The sequence below is a fragment of the Aquimarina acroporae genome (assembly GCF_023195925.1).
Lineage (GTDB): Bacteria > Bacteroidota > Bacteroidia > Flavobacteriales > Flavobacteriaceae > Aquimarina > Aquimarina acroporae.
In genome coordinates this window covers 197,039-219,231 of sequence record NZ_JALPRE010000001.1, presented here as the reverse complement: position 1 = coordinate 219,231, position 22,193 = coordinate 197,039, and the positions used below count along the sequence as shown (strand labels likewise).

Genomic DNA, 22,193 nt, shown 5'->3' with positions numbered 1-22,193 from the left:
TTGGTTTATCAAGAGGTTTTACGAATCGTTTTTTATTCCCAATGTATACGTTAACAGATGAATACGGTATGTTAACAGATTAAAATTAAAATTGTAGAGACAAAAGATCACATTTGAGGCGTATTACCATTTTATGTAAATGGTGCAAAATTAATATAATGCGATTAACTCTGTTCATAGTATTTATAATAGTTTCTAACAGTTTGAGCTTTTCTCAAAGCAAAAAGAACATATATCGAGGAGTAGTAAAGGATGCTAATACGTTCGAAGTAATTCCATTTGCAACCGTAGCAGAATACAATGATAAAACGTTGATAAATGGTGTTTCAACCAATGAGGATGGAGAATTTGAACTAGAATCAAGAAAAAAATCTACTCATATAGAGATCAGTTTTATCGGATATCAAACAGTTAGTTTGGATATTACTGCAATAGAACAACCCCAGAGTGTTCAAATTAACTTAGAGCCGATTTACGATGTGTTAGATGAAGTGGTCATAGCATCAGAAAAGACAACTACACAGTTAAAAATAGATAGAAAAATTATCAATCTGGGCGCAGATTTACAGCAATCTGGGACTTCAGCTTTAGAAGCATTTGATCAACTTCCTGAAATACAAACTGATTTGGGAACAGGTTCCATTTCACTGCGTGGAGCTGGAAACGTTCGGATTTTGGTAAACGGAAAACCATCGCCTCTCAACACTGCAGAATTACTAGAGCAAATACCATCATCATATATAGATAGAATAGAGATCATCACATCACCTTCTGCTAGAAACGATGCTAATGGTTTATCAGGAATTATTAATATTCTTCTAAAAAAAAATATAGACCAGGGGTTTAATTTAAGCCTTAATTCTTCTGTGGGTACTAAACGATATCTCTATGGGTTAGATACTAATTACAATTTGTCGAACATAAATATAAGGCTTAATGCCTCAGATGGCCAGAGAAATATGGATAGTGAGCAATGGATCAATCAGAGATATACCAATGGCAATACCAGAGATTTTTATGCTCCACATGATTTTAATGGAAGAGTGTCAAGGATTTCGTCTGGGTTAGATTTTTTTTTAAATGATAGTCAGGTATTATCTTTCCAAATAGATCATACCCATGATTTTCATAGTTTTTATAACAACACCTTTTATAGTAATGTAACTAATACTCCTGATTTTGTATATACCCGAAATTCTTCACATACCCATAAAACAACCGATTATAATGTAAACTACAGAGCAAATTTTGCTAAAGAAGGGCATTTCCTAGAAGTCGACTACAATCTCACCAATAATAAGAATATTTTACCCGCCGAAGATTTCGAAGAAAGTGTATTTATTTCCAGAGAGGAACAAACAAATATCAATAATTTACATGCGTTTGCTCTTGATTACCAGTTGCCATTAAATGATTTTAGCGTGGAAGGAGGTTTGTCTGGAAACTATAGAGCTCTTAACAGCTCAAGAGAATTAGAGTTGAGTGGATCTAGTACTACCAATGACTTTTTTGAATATGATGAATACATAGTTGGGTTATATATTCAGACAAAATTCACCTATAGAAAGTGGAACTGGCAAACAGGACTTCGCTATGAATATTTTAATTCTAAAAGTATAAACTCAGTTACCAATCAGGAATTAAACCTTGATTTCTCCAACTTATTTCCAACCATCCATCTATCATATGTATTGAATGATCACAATACCTTTGCTTCCGGTTACAGTAAAAGAATATCTCGTCCTAATTTTAGGAATATTAACCCTTTTCAAATTGGGAATCAATATTTTCAATGGAACGCTAACCCAGGTTTGAAACCTGAATTTTCAGATAATATTGAGTTAAATTATCAATACAACCAAAATAAGTTAAAAGCCTTTTTATCAGTTTTTTATAGACATAGAAAAGATGTAATACAATGGGTGGATAATATTGATGAAAACGGGGTGCGAAATGTTAGTTTTGAAAATTTAGGCAGTCGAAATTCTTATGGGATTGAAAGTACAATGCAATACAATATGTCCAATTTTTGGAACGCACAATTATCTGCTAATTATTACTATACGGATGCTAATCAACCTAATGTCACATGGGATAACTTATATAGTTCTAATATCATTTTTAAAAATACATTTAAACTTTCTAAAACAATAAGTAGTGATATTACCTATCGCTATACTCCTAAAAATCAGAGTATTTTTCACTTCACAGCGCCAAGAAATCGTTTGGATTTAGCGGTTAGAACAAAATTCTTGGATAACAAGCTTGTGGTTAACCTAAGAATAATTGATGTATTTGATCAAAACTTGCGTGATAGAACTTTGGTACTGTCTAATATTACCGAAAAAGAAACATGGAGGTTTCAATCACAAACTTTCGGTTGGCTATTTGGGCTTACTTATAGAATTTTTCAGAATTCTGAAAAAACAAGAAACAGAAAAAAGCGGAACTATTCTCACGATGGTTCTACAGATTAAAACAATATAAATAAACAATTATGAAAACAATTTTTTTGCTCATACTGATATCTTTTGGTCTTGTATTAGGATTACTTAGTTGTAATAATAACTCACTTGTTAGCGATGCAATTACTCCAAAAGAACTTAGTGCCTGGAAAACCCTGGATAAAGGAAAAACTACAATTCAAGATGATCAATTGATTCTGGAAGAAGTAGAGGGGTCTGATGGTTTTTTCCTTATTAGCCCACAAAGTTTTCAAGGAGATTTACAATTGAATTATAAAGTAAAAGCAATGTCTGATTCCTCTGTTCTTATTGTACTTTTTTCAGCGTCAGATAAAGGAGTTACAGAAAGGTTAACTCTACCACCACTAGAGACAAAGGGAAGCGAATTTTGGACATGGCGAACACATTTGGAGCATTACAATCTTACTTTTAATAATAGGTCACATGGAAATACACCTTTTTTCTTTAAGAATGAGTCTCCTAATAAAAGAGGGTTTTATCAAAACACAAAAGAGAATATTATGGAAGTAGGGAAGTGGTATGATGTGGAAATAGGGAAAAGAGGGCATAAATTATGGTTTAAGCTAAATGATAAGCTTATTTTTGAACAAGAAGATTGTAAACCACTACCTAACGGTCATCTTATGTTTCGTATTAGTGGTACTACCGGTGAAAATGTCATCTTTGCCAAAGCTGCAATTAAAGATTTAGTAATTTCTCATGAATAAAATTGTAATTTGTCAGTATTGAAAGAGATTAAAAATGCATATCAACGATTTGTAAAGGTAGAGCCATTCTTGCATATTTTTATTTGGTGTATGGTTCTTGCATACCCTTATATAAAATATGCAGGAAGAGAAGGGGGATATATGATGTCTTTTTTACACGAATTGAATGCTTTATTTTTTAAAATGACTATCTCATATGTTCTATATTTTTGGTATTTCCCCAAAAAAAATAAACTAAAAAATATGCCATTAGTGCTAGTTTTTCTCATACTGAATATAATGTTATATGAATATTTCGATATTATGTTTCACGAACATAAAAGTGGTTTTCTAGTCCACTTTCTCACCAATTTACTAACTTATATAAGTTTTGGAGTTGTTTTTTATACGATTTACGCTATTAAAACTAATTATAAGAAACAAGTAGCGTTTGAGAATCTTCTTAAAGAAAAGCAGCAGGCAGAACTAAACGCTCTCAAGGCACAGGTAAATCCGCATTTTTTATTCAATACACTAAATACGATCTATGCAAATGCACTTCGAAAAGATGATAATACACCAGAATTACTCTTAAAACTGTCTGATAGTTTCCGGTATGTACTTGATAAAAGTCAAAACGATCTAGTTGCTATTAAGGATGAAATACAGCACATACGAGATTATATCCATCTACAACAGGAACGTCTTTCTGAAAAGGTAAACGTTAGCTTTTCTTCAGAGATAGATCATGAAAAACAGGAAATAGCTCCACTATTACTTATAGGGTTTATAGAAAATGCATTTAAATATACGAGTATACTAAAGGGAACGGGGCATAATATAAATATTGATATTAAACTAAATAATAACAATTTGTATTTTACCTGTGAAAATCCATACAGCGACAGTGATAAAACAGTATTGGGTCTTGACGAAACATGGAAAAAAAGTGGGGTTGGTATGAAAAGTACTCAAAAGCGTCTACAATTGTTGTATCCTGAAACACACGAGTTAATTATCAAACAAGAAGGACAAAAGTTTATTGTACTATTGAAAATTGAACTATGATACAATGCCTAATTATAGAAGATGAGTTAGCTGCGCAAGAGATACTACAAAGTTATATTCTCAAAACTCCTTTTATCAAATGTTTAGGAGTCTATGAAAGTGGTTTAGATATTCCTTTAGAGATATTAAGTAGTATAGATATTTTGTTCTTAGATATTCAATTACCAGAACTAAACGGAATTTCATTTTTAAGAACGTTGCAAAACCCTCCGAAGGTAATTGTGACCACTGCTTTTTCTAATTATGCAGTAGAAGCTTTCGAAGAAGCCGTACTCGATTATTTGGTTAAGCCTTTTTCTTACGAGCGTTTTTTTAAAGCCATAACGCGTTTTAGGGATCAATATATGATACCACAAAAAGAACTAGATTCCCAACTTTTTTTGTATGCCGATAAGACCATCTATAACATTAATGTATATGATATTTTGTACATCAAAGCAGAAGTAGATTATGTCAAAATTATCACCTCTGAGCAACAGATTATGATTTTGGATAGTTTACGAAATTGGGTTGAAAAATTAGCTAATTTCAACTTTTTACAAATACATAGGTCATATATTATCAACCTGAACAAGTTTACAAAAGTATATGGCAACTCGGTATATATTGAAGACTTTGCTCTCCCAATAGGAAAAACCTATAAAAATAGGTTTTTAAGTATTATCAAGAACGATCAATAGTCGTGTTATAAAGGGAAAACATTAGATCTCGCCACCTAACCACTTTTTAAATTTACCAACCTTTTCTATAGCAACTGCAATTTGAGAATCTTCTGGCTTTGGAGTAAGATGAAGAATAATTTTAGACTTCGATGAATAATACATTTTTGAGATAGAAGTGGTGTGTACTAGATATTTTCTGTTGATCCTATAAAAATTCTTTGGATCAATCATGTTTTCAATATTCTTCAAAGAAGACTCTATAGGTAGCCTCTCAGAATTTTTCAGTTTTATAAAAGTTACCTTGTCTTCAGAATAGAAATATGCAATTTCTTCGATGTTGATGGTCCTTAATTGATTTCCATTTTTTACTAGAAAGCGCTTTTTATAAGAATCTTCCATATTTCCTAAAAGCTTGGTATAGTCTAAATGATGTTCATATTGCTTTTCAAATTGTTTTAGTTTATCCAAACTGCGTTGTAATTTCTCTTTTGCAATTGGTTTTAGTAAATAATCTATACTATTTTGCTCAAAAGCTTTAATAGCATATTCGGAGTACGCGGTGGTAAAAATTATTTTAGAGGTAATGTTTTCAATTTGATTGAATATTTCAAAAGAATTATCGTCAGATAGATTAATATCCAAAAAAATGAGATCCGGAGAATTTTCTTTAAGATAATTTACAGATTCCTTTACGGAAGGTAAAATACGAGTAATGAGAATTTCAGAATCTAATTCATGAACCATATTTTGTAGTTTAATTGCAGCTATTTCTTCATCTTCTATAATTATTGCTTGTATCATAAATTTGGGGTTATTAAAGGGATTTTAGCAATATATTTTTGATTTTCTATGGTAAAACTGGGAGATTCTTTGTGTATAAGATCATATTGATTTTTTAAGTTCTTTAATCCTATTCCCAAAGAAGATTCTTTTCCAATAGGTGTTTTTCTTGGTTGAAAATTGTTTTCAGCTATGATGTAATCATCTTCGGTAACGATATTGATTATTAAAGGTTTTTCTATTGTAATGCTATTATGCTTAATGGCATTTTCTACAAGTAGTTCCAACGTCATGGGAGGTATAAGGTAATTCATCTTGGGGGCATCAATATGATAATTGATGACAATCCCTTCCTTAAAGCGAATTCGCTGTAACTCCATATAAGATTTCATGAAAATCAGTTCTTTCTCAACAGGAACTACGAGTTCTTCACTGTAGTCCAGATTATATCGATATACATTCGATAATTCTTGTAAAAAAGTATCAGCTTTTTGAGCATCTGTGTGAATGAGAGCTGATAGACTATTAAAACTATTGAATAGAAAATGAGGGTTTAACTGTTTCTTTAATGATAGGTATTTCGATATAATTTTTTCACTTTCATGTTTCGACAACTCCATCTTCATTTTATGTCTATTCTCAATGACCGTAAGGTAATTTTCAAAGAAATAAACAAAGAGTGTAACGATGAGAACACTTACCATAACAACCAAAAAAAGAGCGCTTTCTGAAAGACCAGAATCAACATCGTCGTCTTCTTCAAAAAAGTAAAATGTAATTAACTCCCATAAAACACTAATAACTAATGTTTTGGAAGCAATCATTGTGATTACACCAATTTTGTTAAGAGGATCTATCATTCTTTTTTTAAACAAGGCGTTTTCTGTGGTCAAAAGTTCCCTTACTTTATAGATGATCCATATAAACAAAAAAGTGGTAGGAAAAATCACTATAGTTTCCTGTATCGCTTCTTGTAAAGTGGTGTGCTCTAATTCATAAATGAAATTGAAAAACACAATTAATAGAACGAATGTCCCGTATATATATACTCTCCCGCCTTTTAACATGTAATCATATCATTTGTTTAATTATTCTGTAATAATTAAAGATGCTTCCTCAACATCAGCTGCATAAAAATAACCTAAAACTCGATTACTTGGAGTATCTAAATTAAAAACATTACTTCGAATAGATGCTGGTGGTGGATTTCCGATAAAGGAAAGCCCTTGATTTCCTGTTTGAGTAAAGAGTTGTATTAAATAATCATAATAGGCTTCAGAAATTCCTAACTGCTGTATGGTAGCCGAATCTCCTAATTCAAAAATCACTTCTTCATTCGGGTTTACCTCAATACGTTGTAGGCCATCAAAGAACTCATCACTTTCAGCTAGTGTTCTGCTGTTTCCCGGATCTGGTACAATTACAAATTCTCCATTTCTAAATACACGATAATAATAGAAATTAGCAATGTTTGGCGGGTCGGTACTATCAAATTTTATAAAGTAGCCTTCATCAGTGAATAGGGTTTCTTCTTCAAAAACAGCGTACACGTCATCAAAATTTGTTACCCCATTAAGGGTATCACTACCTTGATAAGTCTCTCCTTGCCATTCTATCGTAATGGTATACCGTGTATTAATATTTCCCTCAATTTCAGCATTGGTGTATATCCCATCGGCAGTATGAGAAAACACAAAGTTTTGGTTGCCATCACTTACCGATACAATTGCATTGGTAACAGGTATGGGGTCGCTATCTTCCAAAAAACCGGTTGTAGTGGTTAATCGAATACGTTGTTCGGTTAGCGGAGTAGTAGTGTTTCTTTCGATACCACCGTTAATCACTAATCTTGGAGAGCTACCAGATAGCGTAATATCATTCGTAACATCGGTTTCACAACTATATAGTATAATAAGTATGCATATTAAAATTAGTTTTTTCATAATAACTGTTTTTTTGAGAGAGTTTAAAATTTGAACTGGTAGGTAACACTTGGAACAATTCCAAAGAAAGAGAGTTTGGTGGCTTGGGTTTCACCAGTGGCAATATCGACATCATTAACCTCACTTATTTCTCTGAAAAAAATAGAAGAGGCATTTTGTCTATTGTATAGATTGGCAATGCTAAATATCCAACTGCCACGCTTTCCCTTTTTTGGGTTTAAGGTTGCCGATACATCAAGTCTGTGATAAGCAGGTAGCCGATCACCATTTCTGTTTTGATAATCTGCGACTACAAGTCCGTTTTGTTCATACTGTCCTGTAGGATAAGTAACTGGTTTTCCAGATCCAAAAATAAAATTAGCCCCAAAATCCCATCGATCGTTTAGTTTGTAGAGTCCTACCAGGTTTAACTCATGGAGTTGATCATTATTGGCAGGGTAGTAGGAGTTATTATTTATTCCCAAAACCTTTCTTTCGGTTCGTGCGAGAGTATAGCTTAACCAACCGGTTAGTTTTCCTTTGTTTTTATTTACCTGTAACTCTAATCCATATGCTCTACCATCTCCCTGCGCGACCTGTGTTTCTATATTTTCGGTGAATAGTAAATCTGCTCCGTCAATAAAATCGGTTACGTCATATAAGTTTTTATAATAGGTTTCTACATTGAAATCATATGCACCATCGGCAAAAGATCTAAAATATCCCAATGCAAACTGATCTGAATATTGAGGTTTTAAGAAAGGGCCGCTAGGAGCCCACACATCTAATGGTGTTGCCGAAGTAGTATTTGAGATTAAATGCAGGTACTGATAGTTCCTATTATAACTAAATTTTAAAGAGTTATTATCATCTATTAAATAACGAGCAGATAATCTAGGTTCTAAACCGTAAAAATTCTCAATACTTTTTCCAGAACTAAATGTGGTCTCCCCAATAACATCATTCTCTTCATAAATATCTTGATTGGCATTGTACGTAAGAGGATTGCCTGTTTCATATTGTAGAATTACATCTTTTCCGATACGATTAAAATTAGATAATCGTAAACCATATTGTAGACTCAATTTATTTGAAATTGTTTGTTCTATATCTATATATGCAGCCGACTCCAATGCAAACTTCTCACGAAATTTTTCTGGATTTACCGAAGATCCTTTTAAAGGCTCAATTTCCCCTGGTTGGAAGTTATAATAGGTAAAATCTAAACCAGTGCGTAGTGTATTTTTATTATTGATATACCAGGTTAATCGAGGTTTGATATTGTAATTCAGGATATTAGAATTCCATCTAAATTCAGTTCCAGAACGTAAGTTATCCAGATTATAATCATAATTACTAAAAATAGCCGATGTTTGCAGGAACAGCTTATCATTAAGCTCACTTGTCCATCTCAACGTTCCTGAAGCATTACCCCAAACGGTACCAACCAAACTCCCAAGTTCAAAAACATCTCTACCAAAATATCCCGATAGAAAGAGTCTGTTTTTATCGTTTATAGTATAGTTCGTTTTTAGGTTAATATCATAAAATGAGAGTTTGGTATCATCAAATTCATCACCTCCCAAGGGAGCAAATAAATCGATATAAGATCTTCTTCCGGCCAACATAAAACTTCCTTTTCCTTCGTCTGATTTTCCTTTACCTATGGGACCTTCGATCAAAGCTTTACTGGCGATAAGTCCTAATCCTAGTGTACCTCCAAATTTCTTACTATTTCCTTCTTTTTGCTTTACGTCTAATACAGAAGATAAACGACCTCCATATATCGAAGGAATGCCACCTTTATACAGTTTTAAATCTTTTACTGCATCCGTATTAAAAACCGAGAAAAAACCAAAAAGGTGAGAGGCATTATAAATAGTAGCATCATCTAGTAAAACCAAATTTTGATCTGCAGAACCACCTCGCACATTAAACCCTGATGAAGCGTCATTTACACTAGAAACTCCTGGCAATAATTGAATAGAGCGTAAAATATCGGGTTCACCCAAGACAACAGGTAACTTCTTTATAGTTTTTGAAGAAAGTTTTATAACACTCATTTCTGTAGATTTTACAGATGCCGTTCGCTTGGCAGAAGAGGAGGTAATTGTAACTTCACTCAAAGAGGTAATATCTTCTTCAAGCTCAAAATCAAGTTTTACATCCTTATCAATATAGATTTCTTTCTGTTGAGTTTTATACCCCATAAGAGAAAACTCAACGGTATAAGTACCTTCCAGTAAGGTAATGGAGTAAAATCCATAATCGTTGGTCACTGTTCCTTGATTTGGGCCAGTAATGATATTTACTGCCCAAAGACGCTCTCCCGAAGAAGCATCTTTTACATAACCGCTCAATGTATGTTTTTCCTGGGCCTGTAATGTAAAGAGAAAGAATCCTAAGATTACATTCACGATAATTTTCATAAGCTTTTGGTTTTATGATTATGAAACCAAAACTATGAGTGAAGTTCCCTGAGATAATTCAAAAAAAGATAAAACTGGATTTTTGGTGAAGAATCTGGAAAAATCGATATTGAAAGATATTTACTCATAAAGAGTTTACCTAATTGAACAAAAAATCAAATATTTCCCCTGTATTGGGTATTGATTAAAGAATGATTTACAAATTACTTTGAACCAAAATAAGTAAAGTAAATTATAAGATTATGACTAGTAAAATTACCAATTCCACTTTCAGTAAAAAGAAATATTCAATCTTAATAGCATTATTGCTATTTGAAATGACTTTGGTTGCACAAATAAACCATGTAACTTTTGAAATCCCCAAACAAAACAAAAACGTATCTCTCTATGCTAACAACTGTGATTCTTGTAATGCTGCACTTAATCCGGAGTTAAAGGAAAAGATACAATTCTATAAAGAGAGTAATTTAAGAGACTGGCTATACCAGTACTTTAAATCAAATGAAGAGCAACGAAGAATAATGAAAAGGGAAGCCTCGAGTAACCTAAATCTTAATGCAGTCGTAAAATCTATTCCAATAAAATTTGGATATAATTCAAACCAATCCAGTAATTATAATTATTGGAATAAAAAGTATATCGAATGGACAAATACACGATTAATTTCTATAGACGATGTTGTATATCTATTTAAAGAAAACTCTCAGGACCAGTTACAAGCATGGTTAGAATGTAAAAAAGTATCTTGCTCATTTTCTGCTGCTGTTTATGCTGATAAAAGCATTTTTCTTGATATAAAGAAAATTAGAAATGATACCTATGACATTACATTAACCAATTTGAGCCTTGCCAATATCAAGATAACAGAAATTCAAGTAGATGAAACTCTAGAAAAAATATCTGGAAGAAAGTTTAAGATCAATGGTAAAGTAAGTAATAAAGGAGGAAGTGTAAACGCATCATACAAATCGAAATCTACGTTAGATGTGAATTTTTCTATTGCTGTATCATACGATATTTTAGGAACTAACGATGAGGACACCACTATTGCTTCATATATCGTAAAACCAGAACTTCCAGAGGTACCAGTTGGAACGGTTATAGCCAGTGTGATGTCATATGAACAGTTTTTGAGAATCAATCAGATTGAAAACTTATCATCTTCAGAGCAAATTTGGTTACCATGTGATGGAAGAAGCGTTCCAAATGCTATTTTTATTTCGAAAACTCCAGACTTAAGAGGTGTCTTTATTCGTGGGGCGAATATCATGGACAAAAATCAAAGCCTCCACACCGATTTAGTGCAAGATCAACAAAAAAACCCCGATAATGTAGCTATCGGAGAATTACAATTAGATAGTTTTAAGAAACACTCACATAATTATAGTAGAGATCTTTATAGCCACAGAGCAGGAACAGGAAGAAATAACAATAATGTACCAAGAAGTCAAGATGGGGAGAACCAGTCTAATAGAATAACTACCGAAACCGGAGGAAGTGAAACCAGACCCAAAAATATAACCGTGATATACCTAATAAAAGTGCGCTAGAACAGAATAACCAACAGTTTTAGTAATAAGAAATAAATATGAGTTAGAATCAATTTCTATTATTATCATATGCTGTAAGGTCAAAGGATCCATTCTAAGAGGAAATGATATGGGTGTAATACTATAATATTGTAGCGCTAATTAGCCGCTATTTTATCACATTTTTTAAAATAGCCCACACATTGTTGGCCACAATCTTTTGACCTTCAGCTGTAGGGTGGATACCATCTGCCTGATTGAGCTCTGGGATACCTCCAACATCTTCTAATAGAAAAGGAATTAGAGATATTCTATTCTTTTGAGCTAAATCTGGAAAAATAGCTTTAAATTCATTAATATAGTCGGGCCCCATATTTGGAGGTAATTGCATTCCTGCCAATATGATCTTGGTATCTGGTTTTTTATTTCGTACGGCATCAATAATCGCTTGAAGATTCTCACGAGTTTCAGATAATGCGATACCGCGCAACCCATCATTGGCTCCTAATTCCAAAATGAAAACATCTACATCTTGTTTAAGAACCCAACCGATACGACTTCTTCCTCCGGCAGTGGTTTCTCCACTCAATCCTGAGTTAATTACTGTGTATGGCAACGCAAGAGAATCTAATTTGTTTTGCAGTATTGCCGGGTAAGCTTCATTAATATCATCAAGTCCATAACCTGCGGTTAAACTATCTCCAAAACACAGGATGGTTTTAGCAGACCCTTCTACAGTGGTAGCACTGTTTTCAACCATATTATTTTCAGTATTAGTTTCTTTTTTAGAAGTATCCGGCCCGCAGGAAAACAGCAAAACTGCCATAAAAAAATAACAAAAATTTAAGGAAAACGATGTGTCGTGAAGATATAAGTTTGAAATCATTTGCTTACTTTTCCTGTTTAGCATTTCCTATAAAATTAATTGAAAGTCAATATGCCAAAGATATTAAAGATTCATGAGTTGGAGAAAAGTTATAGTAGTGGTTCAAAAAAGCTAAAAGTTTTGCATAGTATCTCTTTTGAGGTTGAAGAGGGAGCAACTTTTTCTATAGTAGGACCATCAGGAAGTGGTAAAACCACATTGCTAGGGCTTTGTGCAGGCTTAGATAAACAAGATTCAGGTACAATAGAGCTTTGCGGTCAGAATCTTGGTGAATTAAATGAAGATGAACGTGCTCAACTACGTAATAGGGAAGTTGGATTTATATTTCAAAATTTTCAATTGTTACCCACATTAACCGCACTAGAGAATGTCATTGTGCCTTTAGAACTGCAAGGCGTAAAAAATGCTACCAAAACAGGAAAGGATCTCCTGGAAAAAGTGGGCTTGGGTGATCGTTTTCATCACTATCCTTCGCAATTATCTGGAGGAGAGCAACAACGTGTTGCGTTGGCAAGAGCGTTTTCCAATTCGCCAAAAATACTATTTGCCGATGAGCCTACTGGTAATTTAGATGAAGAAACAGGTGAAAAAGTGATACAACTCCTTTTCGAATTAAATAAAGAAGCCGGAACAACACTAGTGATTATTTCTCATGATTTGGAGTTAGCCAATAAAACACAGCATATTCTAAGACTTAAAGGCGGTAAAATTATTAGTAACGAGCCAACTCTGGTACAATAATGAAAGGTAATCGTAGTAAAGCAGGGATTTTATGGCTGTTTAATATGGCTTGGCGTGATGGAAGAGCTAGTATATCACGCTTACTGTTGTTTATAGCATCTATCATTCTTGGTATAGCTGCTGTAGTGTCGATCCAATTATTCAGCGAAAATGTAAAACAAAATATACAAAGCCAATCTAAGGCACTTATTGGCGCCGATTTTATTATTGATAGCAGACAGCTTCCTAATGAAAAAGTTCAGGCAATCATCGATTCGTTGGGTGCAGATGCATATGAGGTTAACTTTCCGTCTATGGCTGCTTTTCCAAAAAATGGAGCCGCCAAATTGGTTCAAGTACGTGGTATGGAAGGAAACTTTCCGTTTTACGGTACCTTAGAAACCAACCCTACCATAGCTGCAAGCGAATATCAACAAAAAGGAGGAGCACTAGTAGATGCTACGTTAATGTTACAATACAACATTAAACCTGGAGATTCAATCAAATTAGGAGTTGTTACACTTCCCATTTTAGGAACGATTCAAGGTATGCCAGGACGGTCGGGGTTTTCATCAAGTGTAGCACCAACGGTACTCATTCCATTTAGATTTGTTGAGCAAACAGAGCTCCTTCAACAGGGAAGTAGAAAAGAATATCAGTACTTTTTTGTTGCTCCAGATATGGATATGGATTTACTAGATGAAACATTGGACCCGATCTTAGATGATGAAAATGCAGATTTAGACACCCATACCGATACCAGTAGACAGATAGGACGCAGTTATGATAATATGGGAAAGTTTTTAAATCTTGCCGCATTTATTGCACTCTTATTGGGCTGTATTGGCATTGCTAGTTCGGTTCATATTTATATCAAAGAAAAACTAACCGATGTAGCAGTTTTAAAATGCATTGGCGCTAGTAGAAAACAAACTTTTTTAATCTATCTCATACAGATTGCTGTTATGGGGCTTATAGGTGGTGTTTTAGGAACATTACTAGGGATTGGTATACAACAGGCACTTCCCTTGCTGTTACAGGAATTTTTACCTTTTGATATTGAAGTGTCATTAACCATACAACCTATGCTTATGGGGGTATTACTGGGTTTGATAATGTCAGTATTGTTTGCATTATTACCATTGTTAGGTACTTGGTATGTTTCCCCTTTAGAAGTATTAAGAGTTTCAGAAAATGCAACTGTAAAGTCTAGAAAAATTAAAATAATCAATTTTGGTGCAATTATTTTATTCATTTTATTGTTTTCTATTTGGATCTTTAAGGATATCTTGTTTGCAATTGCCTTTGTACTTGGCGTGTTTATCACCTTTGCTATCCTCACAGGAATTTCTGCTTTGTTTATTAGAGCTATCAAAAGTTATTTTCCAACAGCATGGGGGTTTACAGCTCGTACCAGCTTGTTAAATCTTTTTAGACCAAATAACCAAACGTTGGTACTAGTTTTAGCTATAGGGCTTGGTACGTTTTTAATTAGCACTTTATATTTTACCAAAGACATTTTGTTGGCTAAAACTTCTTTAGACAATACTTCAGAAAATGCGAATATAATTTTGGTAGATGTACAACCAGAGCAGCGTGCAGATGTAGAGGCAAGTATTACTCCATCAGGGTTAAGTGTAATAGATAATCTATCGATTGTTACGATGCGCATGCATAGCATCAATGGAAAATTCACGAATGATATTAGAAAAGATACCACTACGACGATTAAAAACTGGGTGCTAAATCATGAGTTTAGAACTACGTTTCGTGATTCGCTAATTCCTTCGGAAACTATAACTCAAGGGGCATGGGTGAAAGAAGTCAAACCAGGAGAACCTGTTAAGATTTCTATTTCGGAAAGTCTTGCCGAAGATGCCAAAATAGCAATAGGAGATCCCATAGTTTTTAATATTCAAGGAGTAATGATGGAAACTACAGTGGGAAGCATTAGAAAAATAGATTGGGCGAGATTACAACTAAACTTTATGATTGTTTTTCCAGGAGGTGTACTGGAAGAAGCACCACAATTTCATGTACTCACTACCTTTGTACCCGATAATGCAACATCGGCATCTCTACAGCAGGAATTGGTTCGTAAGTTTCCAAATGTTACGGTCTTTGATCTTAGACAGATTTATACGGTTATTGAAGATATTTTAGGAAAAATATCCTGGGTGATTAATTTTATGGCATTTTTTAGTATTCTCACAGGTATCATTGTGTTAATAGGTTCTGTACGTAATACCAAATATCAACGTATTAGAGAAAGTGTACTATTGCGAACCCTTGGTGCCAAAGGCAAACAAATTCTTCATATTACGGCATTAGAATATCTGTTTTTAGGAATACTGGGTAGTCTAGCAGGTATATTACTATCTCTTTTAAGTAGTCAATTGTTGGCAACGGTATTATTTGAAGAACCCTTTGTACCCTCAGTAGTTCCATTTCTTATATTTTTACCCGCTATTGTATTACTAGTACTGATTATTGGTTTGAGTAATATTAGAAGTGTTTTACAAAGCCCACCTTTAGAAATTCTTAGAAAAGTAGGATAGTTGTTTTTGGTTAAAATATGATTTAATGGTATTTTTTTATGATTTTATTTGAGAATATTGTAATTATTTATGTTTTAAATTGATTTATTGTTAATTCAATACTTATATTTGCATGTCATTTTTTTATTATTCACGCATAATAAATTAAGGATATAACACAAACAAATTAATCTTAAAACCTTACAATGAAAACTCAATTTAGCTTTCTCAAGAAGCCATTGTGGCTCTTGACCTTATTACTATTTACTAATAGTTTTACGTTTGCCCAACAAGTTATTAACGCAACCATACAAAATGATGGTAGAACAAGGCAGTACCGTTTATATGTTCCTGCAAGTTATGATGCTAGTAAGCCAGCTCCTCTCATTTTAAATTTTCATGGTTTTACAAATAACATTGACATTCAATATAATCAAAGTGACTTTAGACAACTCGCAGAAGACAATCAATTTATATTTGTTACACCTCAAGGATTAGGAGGTTTTTTCTCTGGATGGGCTATAAACAACAATTTCGGCGGTAACGAAGATGACCTTGGGTTTTCTGATGCATTAATTAATAAAATTCAGGAAGATTATAACATTAATGAAAAACGTATTTATGCTACTGGGTTTTCTAATGGAGGTTTTTTTAGTTATCGACTAGCTTGTGAATTAAGTCCAAGAATTGCAGCTGTGGCCTCTGTTGCAGGAAGTATGACTAGAATTTGGATAGATAACAATCAGTGTCAGCCTCAACATCCTACAGCAGTGCTACAGATAACAGGTACCAATGATAATGTTATTTCTATAAATGGTAATAGTAATAATGAACCTATTATAGATGTTATGGAGTATTGGTCTGCTGTGAATAATGGAGACCCAACACCAGAAATTATTCAATTGGGAGGTGGATCTACACGCTCAATTTGGGACAACGGTGATAATGGAGTTACAGCCGAATTTATAAGGGTTCAAGGGAAAGGGCATAGCTGGAACGGTGGTAATGTTAATACTTCACAAGAAATATGGAATTTCTTTTCTAGATTTGATATCGATGGTGTTATAGACCCATCTAACCCGCCATCTGGTGAAATTTGTTCTGGTAATGTAACTTCTTTTCCATATAATGAGAGTTTTGAGAGTAATTTTGGGTTATGGTCTCAGTCTATTAATGATGATTTAAACTGGATCCGTGACTCTGGAGGAACACCTTCAAGTAATACTGGACCTTCTACAGGTACAGATGGTAGTTTTTATTTATATGTAGAAGCTTCCGGGAATGGGACTGGTTACCCCAATAAAAAAGCCATACTAAATTCTCCGTGTTTTAATTTTACTAGCGTTAATAATCCCAGACTTGATTTTGACTATCATATGTTTGGTAGTGCGATAAATAATTTAACAGTTGAAGCAAGGATAAATAATCAAGGTAATTGGGGCAGTGTGTTTAGTAGAGATGGCTCTCAAGGGAATAATTGGAATTCGGCAAGTATAGATTTAACAGCCTATGCAGGTGAAACCAGTGTTCAATTACGATTTAGTGCTACAACTGGAAATGGAAACAATGGTTGGCAAAGTGATATTGCTATCGATAAAGTTTCAATTCAAGATGCTATCGTAGATCCTAGCCCTGACTGTGATACTATTAATTTTAATAATGTTACGATTACATCTTTTTCTAATCAGGATAGCTCTGGTGATTTCACTATTGAAAGCAACGGGGAGACATTGTCATTATCTAATAATACATGGAAATACATTAATTTTGATTACGAAGTAACTCCTAATACAATTATAGAATTTGATTTTAGCAGTATATCACAGGGAGAAATACATGCCGTGGGGTTCGAAAATAACAATACATTAACGTCTTCGAGGTATTTCAAGGTATATGGAACACAAAACTATGCCGTTACCAATTTTGATAACTATAGCTCTGGTGTAACAAAGTATACAATTCCCGTAGGGAATTTTTATACAGGGGCTATGGATAGATTGGTTTTTATTAACGATAATGATAGTGGTTCTGGAAATAATTCAAATTTCAGCAACGTAAGAGTATATGAAGGATCATGTAGTGGCGCGTCTGCTCAACAAATAATTGCGCAATTAAGCAACAAGCAATCTATAATAGGTATTGAAGATGAAGGTTTAGATGTTCTTAAAATGACTCCTAACCCTACCAAAGATATCTTCTCTCTGGTGATGGACCCCAAAATTAAGAATGAAACTTGGATAACCATATACAGTAGCTTAGGTCAGATAAAACATCAAGCAAGATTACTCCCTGGAACGAACAATTTTTCAGCTAAAAATTTAAGACTCACCTCGGGAATGTACATCTTAAAAATTCAATCTGAAGGTAATTCAGGCATGGTCAAAAAATTGATGATTAATTAAGAGAATAAAGAATTAATTGGAAAGATGCTTTAGTTTGTGGACTAAAGCGTCTTTTGTTTGTGGTAGTATAGCAGTCGTCAATGAATGTCATAAGAATATATACTATACAAACTCATTAGTCTATACGAGAGTTAAAATCTTCATAAATGAACCAAATCGCATCACAAATTGTTGATATTTATTGTTTTTAAAGCATCCTTGTTTTTTACATATGGAAAAAGTAAATTTTATGACGGTACTGTTACTTTTATTAGTGTTAAGTGCTTGCCAAAACTCAAAAAAAGAACCTAAACTTGATGGCTTTTCTATCATTGAAAAATCTTATTTTGGGCAAAAACCTCCTGGCACTAAAGCCGAGTTATTTGCTCCAGGTACTGTTTCTATAAATGGTCGTTATGAATATGCTGTTTCATTTACTCCAGAGATAGATGAGCTATATTTTTCTGGAGAAGGTGAAGACGAAATTCAGCATGTGTATTTTTCCAAACTCAAGAACAATAAATGGACTAAACCCGCTGTTGCAAATTTTACTAAGGGTCTAAAAAAGAATGAATTCGAAGCGTTTGTTAGTCCCTTGGGAGATAAGATATTCTTTGCTGCTTATGATTCAATTTTTTCAGATGAGAGTATTTGGTATGTAGACCGTTTAGAAGGTTCTTGGAGTGATGCCAAAAAGTTGGATGCTTCTTTTAATGAAGACATCGTTTTTTATCCAACCATAGCAGAAAATGAAGATCTTTTTTACACTAGTATTTCTCAGGGAAAAATGTTTTATGCACCGAGTGAAAATGGAATATACTCCACAGCAAAAGAAATGGAAATTGCATATGGGATTCATGGTTTTATATCACCAAAGCAAGATTTTATACTCATCGATGCCAAAAAAGAAAATGACAAAAACAAAGATCGTGATATTCATGTTTGTTTTAAGAAAAAAGATGGTACATGGTCGCAACCAATTAACCTTGGAAAAGAGGTGAATTCAGATTTCACAGAAACCTGTCCAAGTCTTACACCAGATGGTAAGTATCTATTTTTTAGTAGATATAATGAAGAAGGAGGAATGTCAAATATTTATTGGGTAAGTGCAGAAGTAATTCATAAATTGAACCCAGAACAAGTCAGTAAATAAACTAAGGATATTCATTAGTATTTGGTAAAGATGAAAAGAGAATCCTTCTTACAACTGAAATTTATTACAACTCCATTTAAATATTGGTGGTTGTTTCTATGTTTTTTTGTCGTAGTAGGTTTCTTTTTGGGATTAAACAATAAGATATACTTTTCATATATAGATAAAGATGTCTCACTATTCGAGCTCATTTGGCCCGAAGTAGTAGAGTGGTCTATATGGGGGTTTTTAAGCCCATTTATTATAATACTTGCCAGAAAACACCCTAAAAGCTCTTCAAATTGGCTTTCAAAAGTAAAGTTTCATGTTCCTTTGGCTATCATTTTTTCACTAGTATATTCAGCCATATATGCTTGTTTAAGATATCTTATTGGGGATATGTTGGGTGAGGAAAATATGTGGTCTATTTCAAGAAATTTCATGCATAGACTTTATAATTTTCAGCTTCCATTAATATTATATTCTAGTATTGTTGGTATAACCTATGCGGTGAGTTATTACAAGCAATTTAAAGATGAAGCGTTAAAAACGGCTAAAATCCAACAAAAATTGGCTCAAGCAGAATTGCTGGTGCTCAAAAAACAATTACAACCGCATTTTCTTTTTAACACCTTGCACGCTATTTCTTCTTTAATGCATAAAGACATTGACGCGGCAGATAAAATGATTACACGGCTTAGTAACTTGTTGAGGGCTACTCTTGAAAACACTGGAGTTCAAGAAGTTTCTTTAAAACAAGAAATAGAAATACTACAAATTTACCTTGAAATTGAACAAATTAGATTTCAGGATAGATTGGAAGTTCTAATAGAAGTAGATTCTGAAATTTATGATAAAAAAGTGCCAAATCTTATCCTTCAACCAATAGTAGAAAATGCTATTCGATATGGAGTAGCTCCGTTCACAAAAAAAGGAAAAATAGTGGTGGCTGCGCATCAGGTTAATGGTCATATAGAGTTAATAGTCTCTGATAACGGAAAAGGAATATCCAGTATTAAAGAGAATGATATTAAAGAAGGAATAGGGCTAAAAAATACTCGAATGAGACTAAAACAACTATATGGTGATAAAGGGAAGTTAATATTAACCAATTTAAATCAAAATGAAGGTCTTGAGGTAAAAATATTGATTCCAGTATGAACAAAATTAAAACCCTTATAGTTGATGATGAAGTGCTTGCAAGAGATAAACTGACTCTCTTTCTACAAAATGAAAAAGACTTCGAAATAGTTGAACAATGCTCTAATGGAATTGAAGCATTAAAATCCATTAAAACATCATACCCTGATTTATTGTTTCTAGACATTCAAATGCCCGAAATGGATGGGATGGAACTTCTGAGAAATATAGATGTTCAAAAAATACCCTGTATTATTTTGGTAACTGCGTATGATGATTATGCGATTAAAGCCTTTGAGTATCATGCACTCGATTATTTATTAAAACCTTTTGACAGAGAACGCTTTCTTGTAACTATTAGCAGAGTTAGAGAACAAATGGAACTGCATAGCAGTGGAGATTACAACCGTCAGTTATTAAACTACCTTAGGGATACGAATGATAGTAAAAAGCATATTCAAAAAGTAGTAGTAAAAGATGGAGGTAAAATCTTCTTTGTGAAAACAAAAGATATTGAGTGGGTAGAATCTGCTGGGAATTATTTAAAACTTCATGTAGGTAAGTCTTCTCATTTAATACGAGAAACCATGAATGCTTTTGAACAAAAATTAAATCCATCAGAATTTATCAGAATTCACCGTTCTTCTTTGGTAAATATTGATACTATTCACAATCTTGAAAGCTGGGGAAACACAGAGTTTATTTTTACGCTAAATTCCGGACACAAAGTTCAATCAGGAAGAAGTTACTATACTTTAATTCGTCAAAAACTTCAGTTGTAGTACTTCGAAAATACTTTCACTTTTCTGAGGTTAAAACATACATCACTTTTTTCTTTCTATTGATAACATAATCACTACTACTTATCACTTTAGTATTGCTAAAGTTTTATAGGGCCAATACATTGTACAAAAAACAGCCATTGTTATCATTCAAAACAAACGTATGAGAAAAGTAAAAATCATATTACTACTGACTTTTTTAATATGCTTTAATTTATCAAGTCAAGAAAATGAAAAAACTGCATTATATAGTATTGCTTATACATCATTGCCTTCAGGTATTTTAGAAATTTATCAAACTACGAGAGAAAGTTCATCAAATGTTGAAAGTATAAAGACTAAGGGAGGTTACGTTGCCTGTTCTCCAGACGGAAAACACTTTGCTTTTTATGCTAAATATGATGAAAAAAAGACTTGGTCTATCCATACGGTAAATAGAGATGGAACCAATTGGAAACGATTAACGTATGACAAAAACATGTGGGACAATTCACCAACATGGTCACCAGATGGAAAAAAAATAGTTTTTTCAAGGTCTTACAAAGATGCTAAAGGTATTTGGCAAGAAGAAATATGGAGGATGAATGCCGATGGAAGTGAGCAGCAGCAAATCAAGAATATTAATGGAGGAGGGCCATGTTTTACTCCAGATGGACGAATTGTGTACCATTCTAAAAGCAATACAAGTGAAATTTGCATTGCTGATATAGATGGTTCTAATATCCGTAAACTTACAAACAACTCTACCGAAGATTGGCATCCTGAAGTTTCTCCAGATGGCAAGCAAATTGCATTCATGTCTAATAGAGATGGGAATCATGAAATTTATGTGATGAATATAGATGGTTCCAACCAAAAGAGATTAACCCATAATGATATAGATTATTGGTATCCGTCATGGTCCCCAGATGGTTCTCAACTTATTTTTTCTGCAGCAACTGGGAAAAGGAGAGAAGACAGAACTATTTATATTATGAATAATGATGGCTCTTCAATTAGCCCCATTATTGTAGGAGGTTCTCAAGCAGCTTGGTTAAAGTAATACTAATACCC

At 33.4% G+C, this 22,193-nt stretch carries 17 protein-coding genes; 12 read left to right on the top strand and 5 right to left on the bottom strand.

Features of this window, described 5'->3' with window-relative positions; genetic code table 11:
- The first annotated feature begins 158 nt into the window (after window positions 1-158).
- From M0D21_RS00995 to M0D21_RS00980, 4 genes are all read left to right on the top strand, one after another.
- Window positions 159-2,477 (top strand): outer membrane beta-barrel family protein, encoded by a 2,319-nt coding sequence (locus M0D21_RS00995; RefSeq protein ID WP_248325652.1) that lies wholly within the window; start codon window positions 159-161, stop codon window positions 2,475-2,477.
- Window positions 2,478-2,497: 20 nt separating this feature from the next.
- The gene (locus tag M0D21_RS00990) at window positions 2,498-3,193 is read left to right on the top strand and encodes a family 16 glycoside hydrolase (RefSeq protein ID WP_248325650.1); all 696 of its coding nucleotides are present in this window, start codon (window positions 2,498-2,500) and stop codon (window positions 3,191-3,193) included.
- Window positions 3,194-3,496: 303 nt separating this feature from the next.
- A complete protein-coding gene (locus tag M0D21_RS00985) occupies window positions 3,497-4,240 on the top strand; it encodes a sensor histidine kinase (protein WP_248325648.1) in 744 nt (247 codons plus the stop codon).
- The gene (locus M0D21_RS00980; protein WP_248325646.1) at window positions 4,237-4,920 is read left to right on the top strand and encodes a LytR/AlgR family response regulator transcription factor; all 684 of its coding nucleotides are present in this window, start codon (window positions 4,237-4,239) and stop codon (window positions 4,918-4,920) included. Before M0D21_RS00985 ends, M0D21_RS00980 begins: the two co-directional genes overlap by 4 nt.
- Before the next feature lie 21 nt (window positions 4,921-4,941).
- Here the strand turns inward: M0D21_RS00980 and M0D21_RS00975 are convergent, their stop codons facing one another.
- Genes M0D21_RS00975 through M0D21_RS00960 form a run of 4 tightly spaced genes read right to left on the bottom strand, consistent with a single transcriptional unit; the run spans window position 4,942 to window position 10,033 of the window.
- Window positions 4,942-5,703, bottom strand: coding sequence for a LytR/AlgR family response regulator transcription factor (locus tag M0D21_RS00975; RefSeq protein WP_248325644.1), 762 nt, complete (start codon window positions 5,701-5,703; stop codon window positions 4,942-4,944).
- Window positions 5,700-6,749: a sensor histidine kinase gene (locus M0D21_RS00970; protein ID WP_248325642.1), complete on the bottom strand. Its 1,050-nt coding sequence runs from the start codon at window positions 6,747-6,749 to the stop codon at window positions 5,700-5,702. Before M0D21_RS00970 ends, M0D21_RS00975 begins: the two co-directional genes overlap by 4 nt.
- 21 nt (window positions 6,750-6,770) lie before the next feature.
- On the bottom strand, window positions 6,771-7,625 hold the full coding sequence (locus M0D21_RS00965; RefSeq protein WP_248325640.1) for a DUF4249 domain-containing protein: 855 nt from the start codon (window positions 7,623-7,625) through the stop codon (window positions 6,771-6,773).
- Between the two features lie 23 nt (window positions 7,626-7,648).
- A complete protein-coding gene (locus M0D21_RS00960; protein ID WP_248325638.1) occupies window positions 7,649-10,033 on the bottom strand; it encodes a TonB-dependent receptor in 2,385 nt (794 codons plus the stop codon).
- A gap of 242 nt (window positions 10,034-10,275) precedes the next feature.
- On the opposite strand from M0D21_RS00960, the gene M0D21_RS00955 reads away from it, so the two are divergent.
- A complete protein-coding gene (locus M0D21_RS00955; RefSeq protein ID WP_248325636.1) occupies window positions 10,276-11,583 on the top strand; it encodes a hypothetical protein in 1,308 nt (435 codons plus the stop codon).
- 148 nt (window positions 11,584-11,731) lie between these two features.
- On the opposite strand, the gene M0D21_RS00950 is transcribed toward M0D21_RS00955, so the two are convergent.
- Window positions 11,732-12,388, bottom strand: coding sequence for an arylesterase (locus tag M0D21_RS00950; protein ID WP_317249429.1), 657 nt, complete (start codon window positions 12,386-12,388; stop codon window positions 11,732-11,734).
- Window positions 12,389-12,499: 111 nt separating this feature from the next.
- Between M0D21_RS00950 and M0D21_RS00945 the strand changes: the two genes are divergently transcribed.
- The 7 genes from M0D21_RS00945 to M0D21_RS00915 all read left to right on the top strand — a co-directional run bounded on the left by M0D21_RS00945 (window position 12,500) and on the right by M0D21_RS00915 (window position 22,182).
- Entirely contained in the window at window positions 12,500-13,189 is a 690-nt protein-coding gene (locus M0D21_RS00945; protein ID WP_248325632.1) for an ABC transporter ATP-binding protein, read from the top strand.
- 44 nt (window positions 13,190-13,233) lie between these two features.
- Window positions 13,234-15,726 (top strand): ABC transporter permease, encoded by a 2,493-nt coding sequence (locus tag M0D21_RS00940; RefSeq protein WP_394802430.1) that lies wholly within the window; start codon window positions 13,234-13,236, stop codon window positions 15,724-15,726.
- Between the two features lie 185 nt (window positions 15,727-15,911).
- Window positions 15,912-18,107, top strand: coding sequence for a T9SS type A sorting domain-containing protein (locus M0D21_RS00935; RefSeq protein ID WP_248325628.1), 2,196 nt, complete (start codon window positions 15,912-15,914; stop codon window positions 18,105-18,107).
- Between the two features lie 229 nt (window positions 18,108-18,336).
- Window positions 18,337-19,239, top strand: a complete 903-nt coding sequence (locus M0D21_RS00930; RefSeq protein ID WP_248325627.1) for a hypothetical protein — start codon at window positions 18,337-18,339, stop codon at window positions 19,237-19,239.
- 30 nt (window positions 19,240-19,269) lie between these two features.
- Complete coding sequence (locus M0D21_RS00925) at window positions 19,270-20,379, top strand: sensor histidine kinase (RefSeq protein WP_248325625.1); 1,110 nt, start codon at window positions 19,270-19,272, stop codon at window positions 20,377-20,379.
- Complete coding sequence (locus M0D21_RS00920; protein WP_248325624.1) at window positions 20,376-21,140, top strand: LytR/AlgR family response regulator transcription factor; 765 nt, start codon at window positions 20,376-20,378, stop codon at window positions 21,138-21,140. The genes M0D21_RS00925 and M0D21_RS00920 overlap by 4 nt, the downstream gene beginning before the upstream one ends.
- Before the next feature lie 163 nt (window positions 21,141-21,303).
- Window positions 21,304-22,182, top strand: a complete 879-nt coding sequence (locus tag M0D21_RS00915) for a TolB family protein (protein ID WP_248325622.1) — start codon at window positions 21,304-21,306, stop codon at window positions 22,180-22,182.
- The last annotated feature ends 11 nt before the right edge of the window (window positions 22,183-22,193 follow it).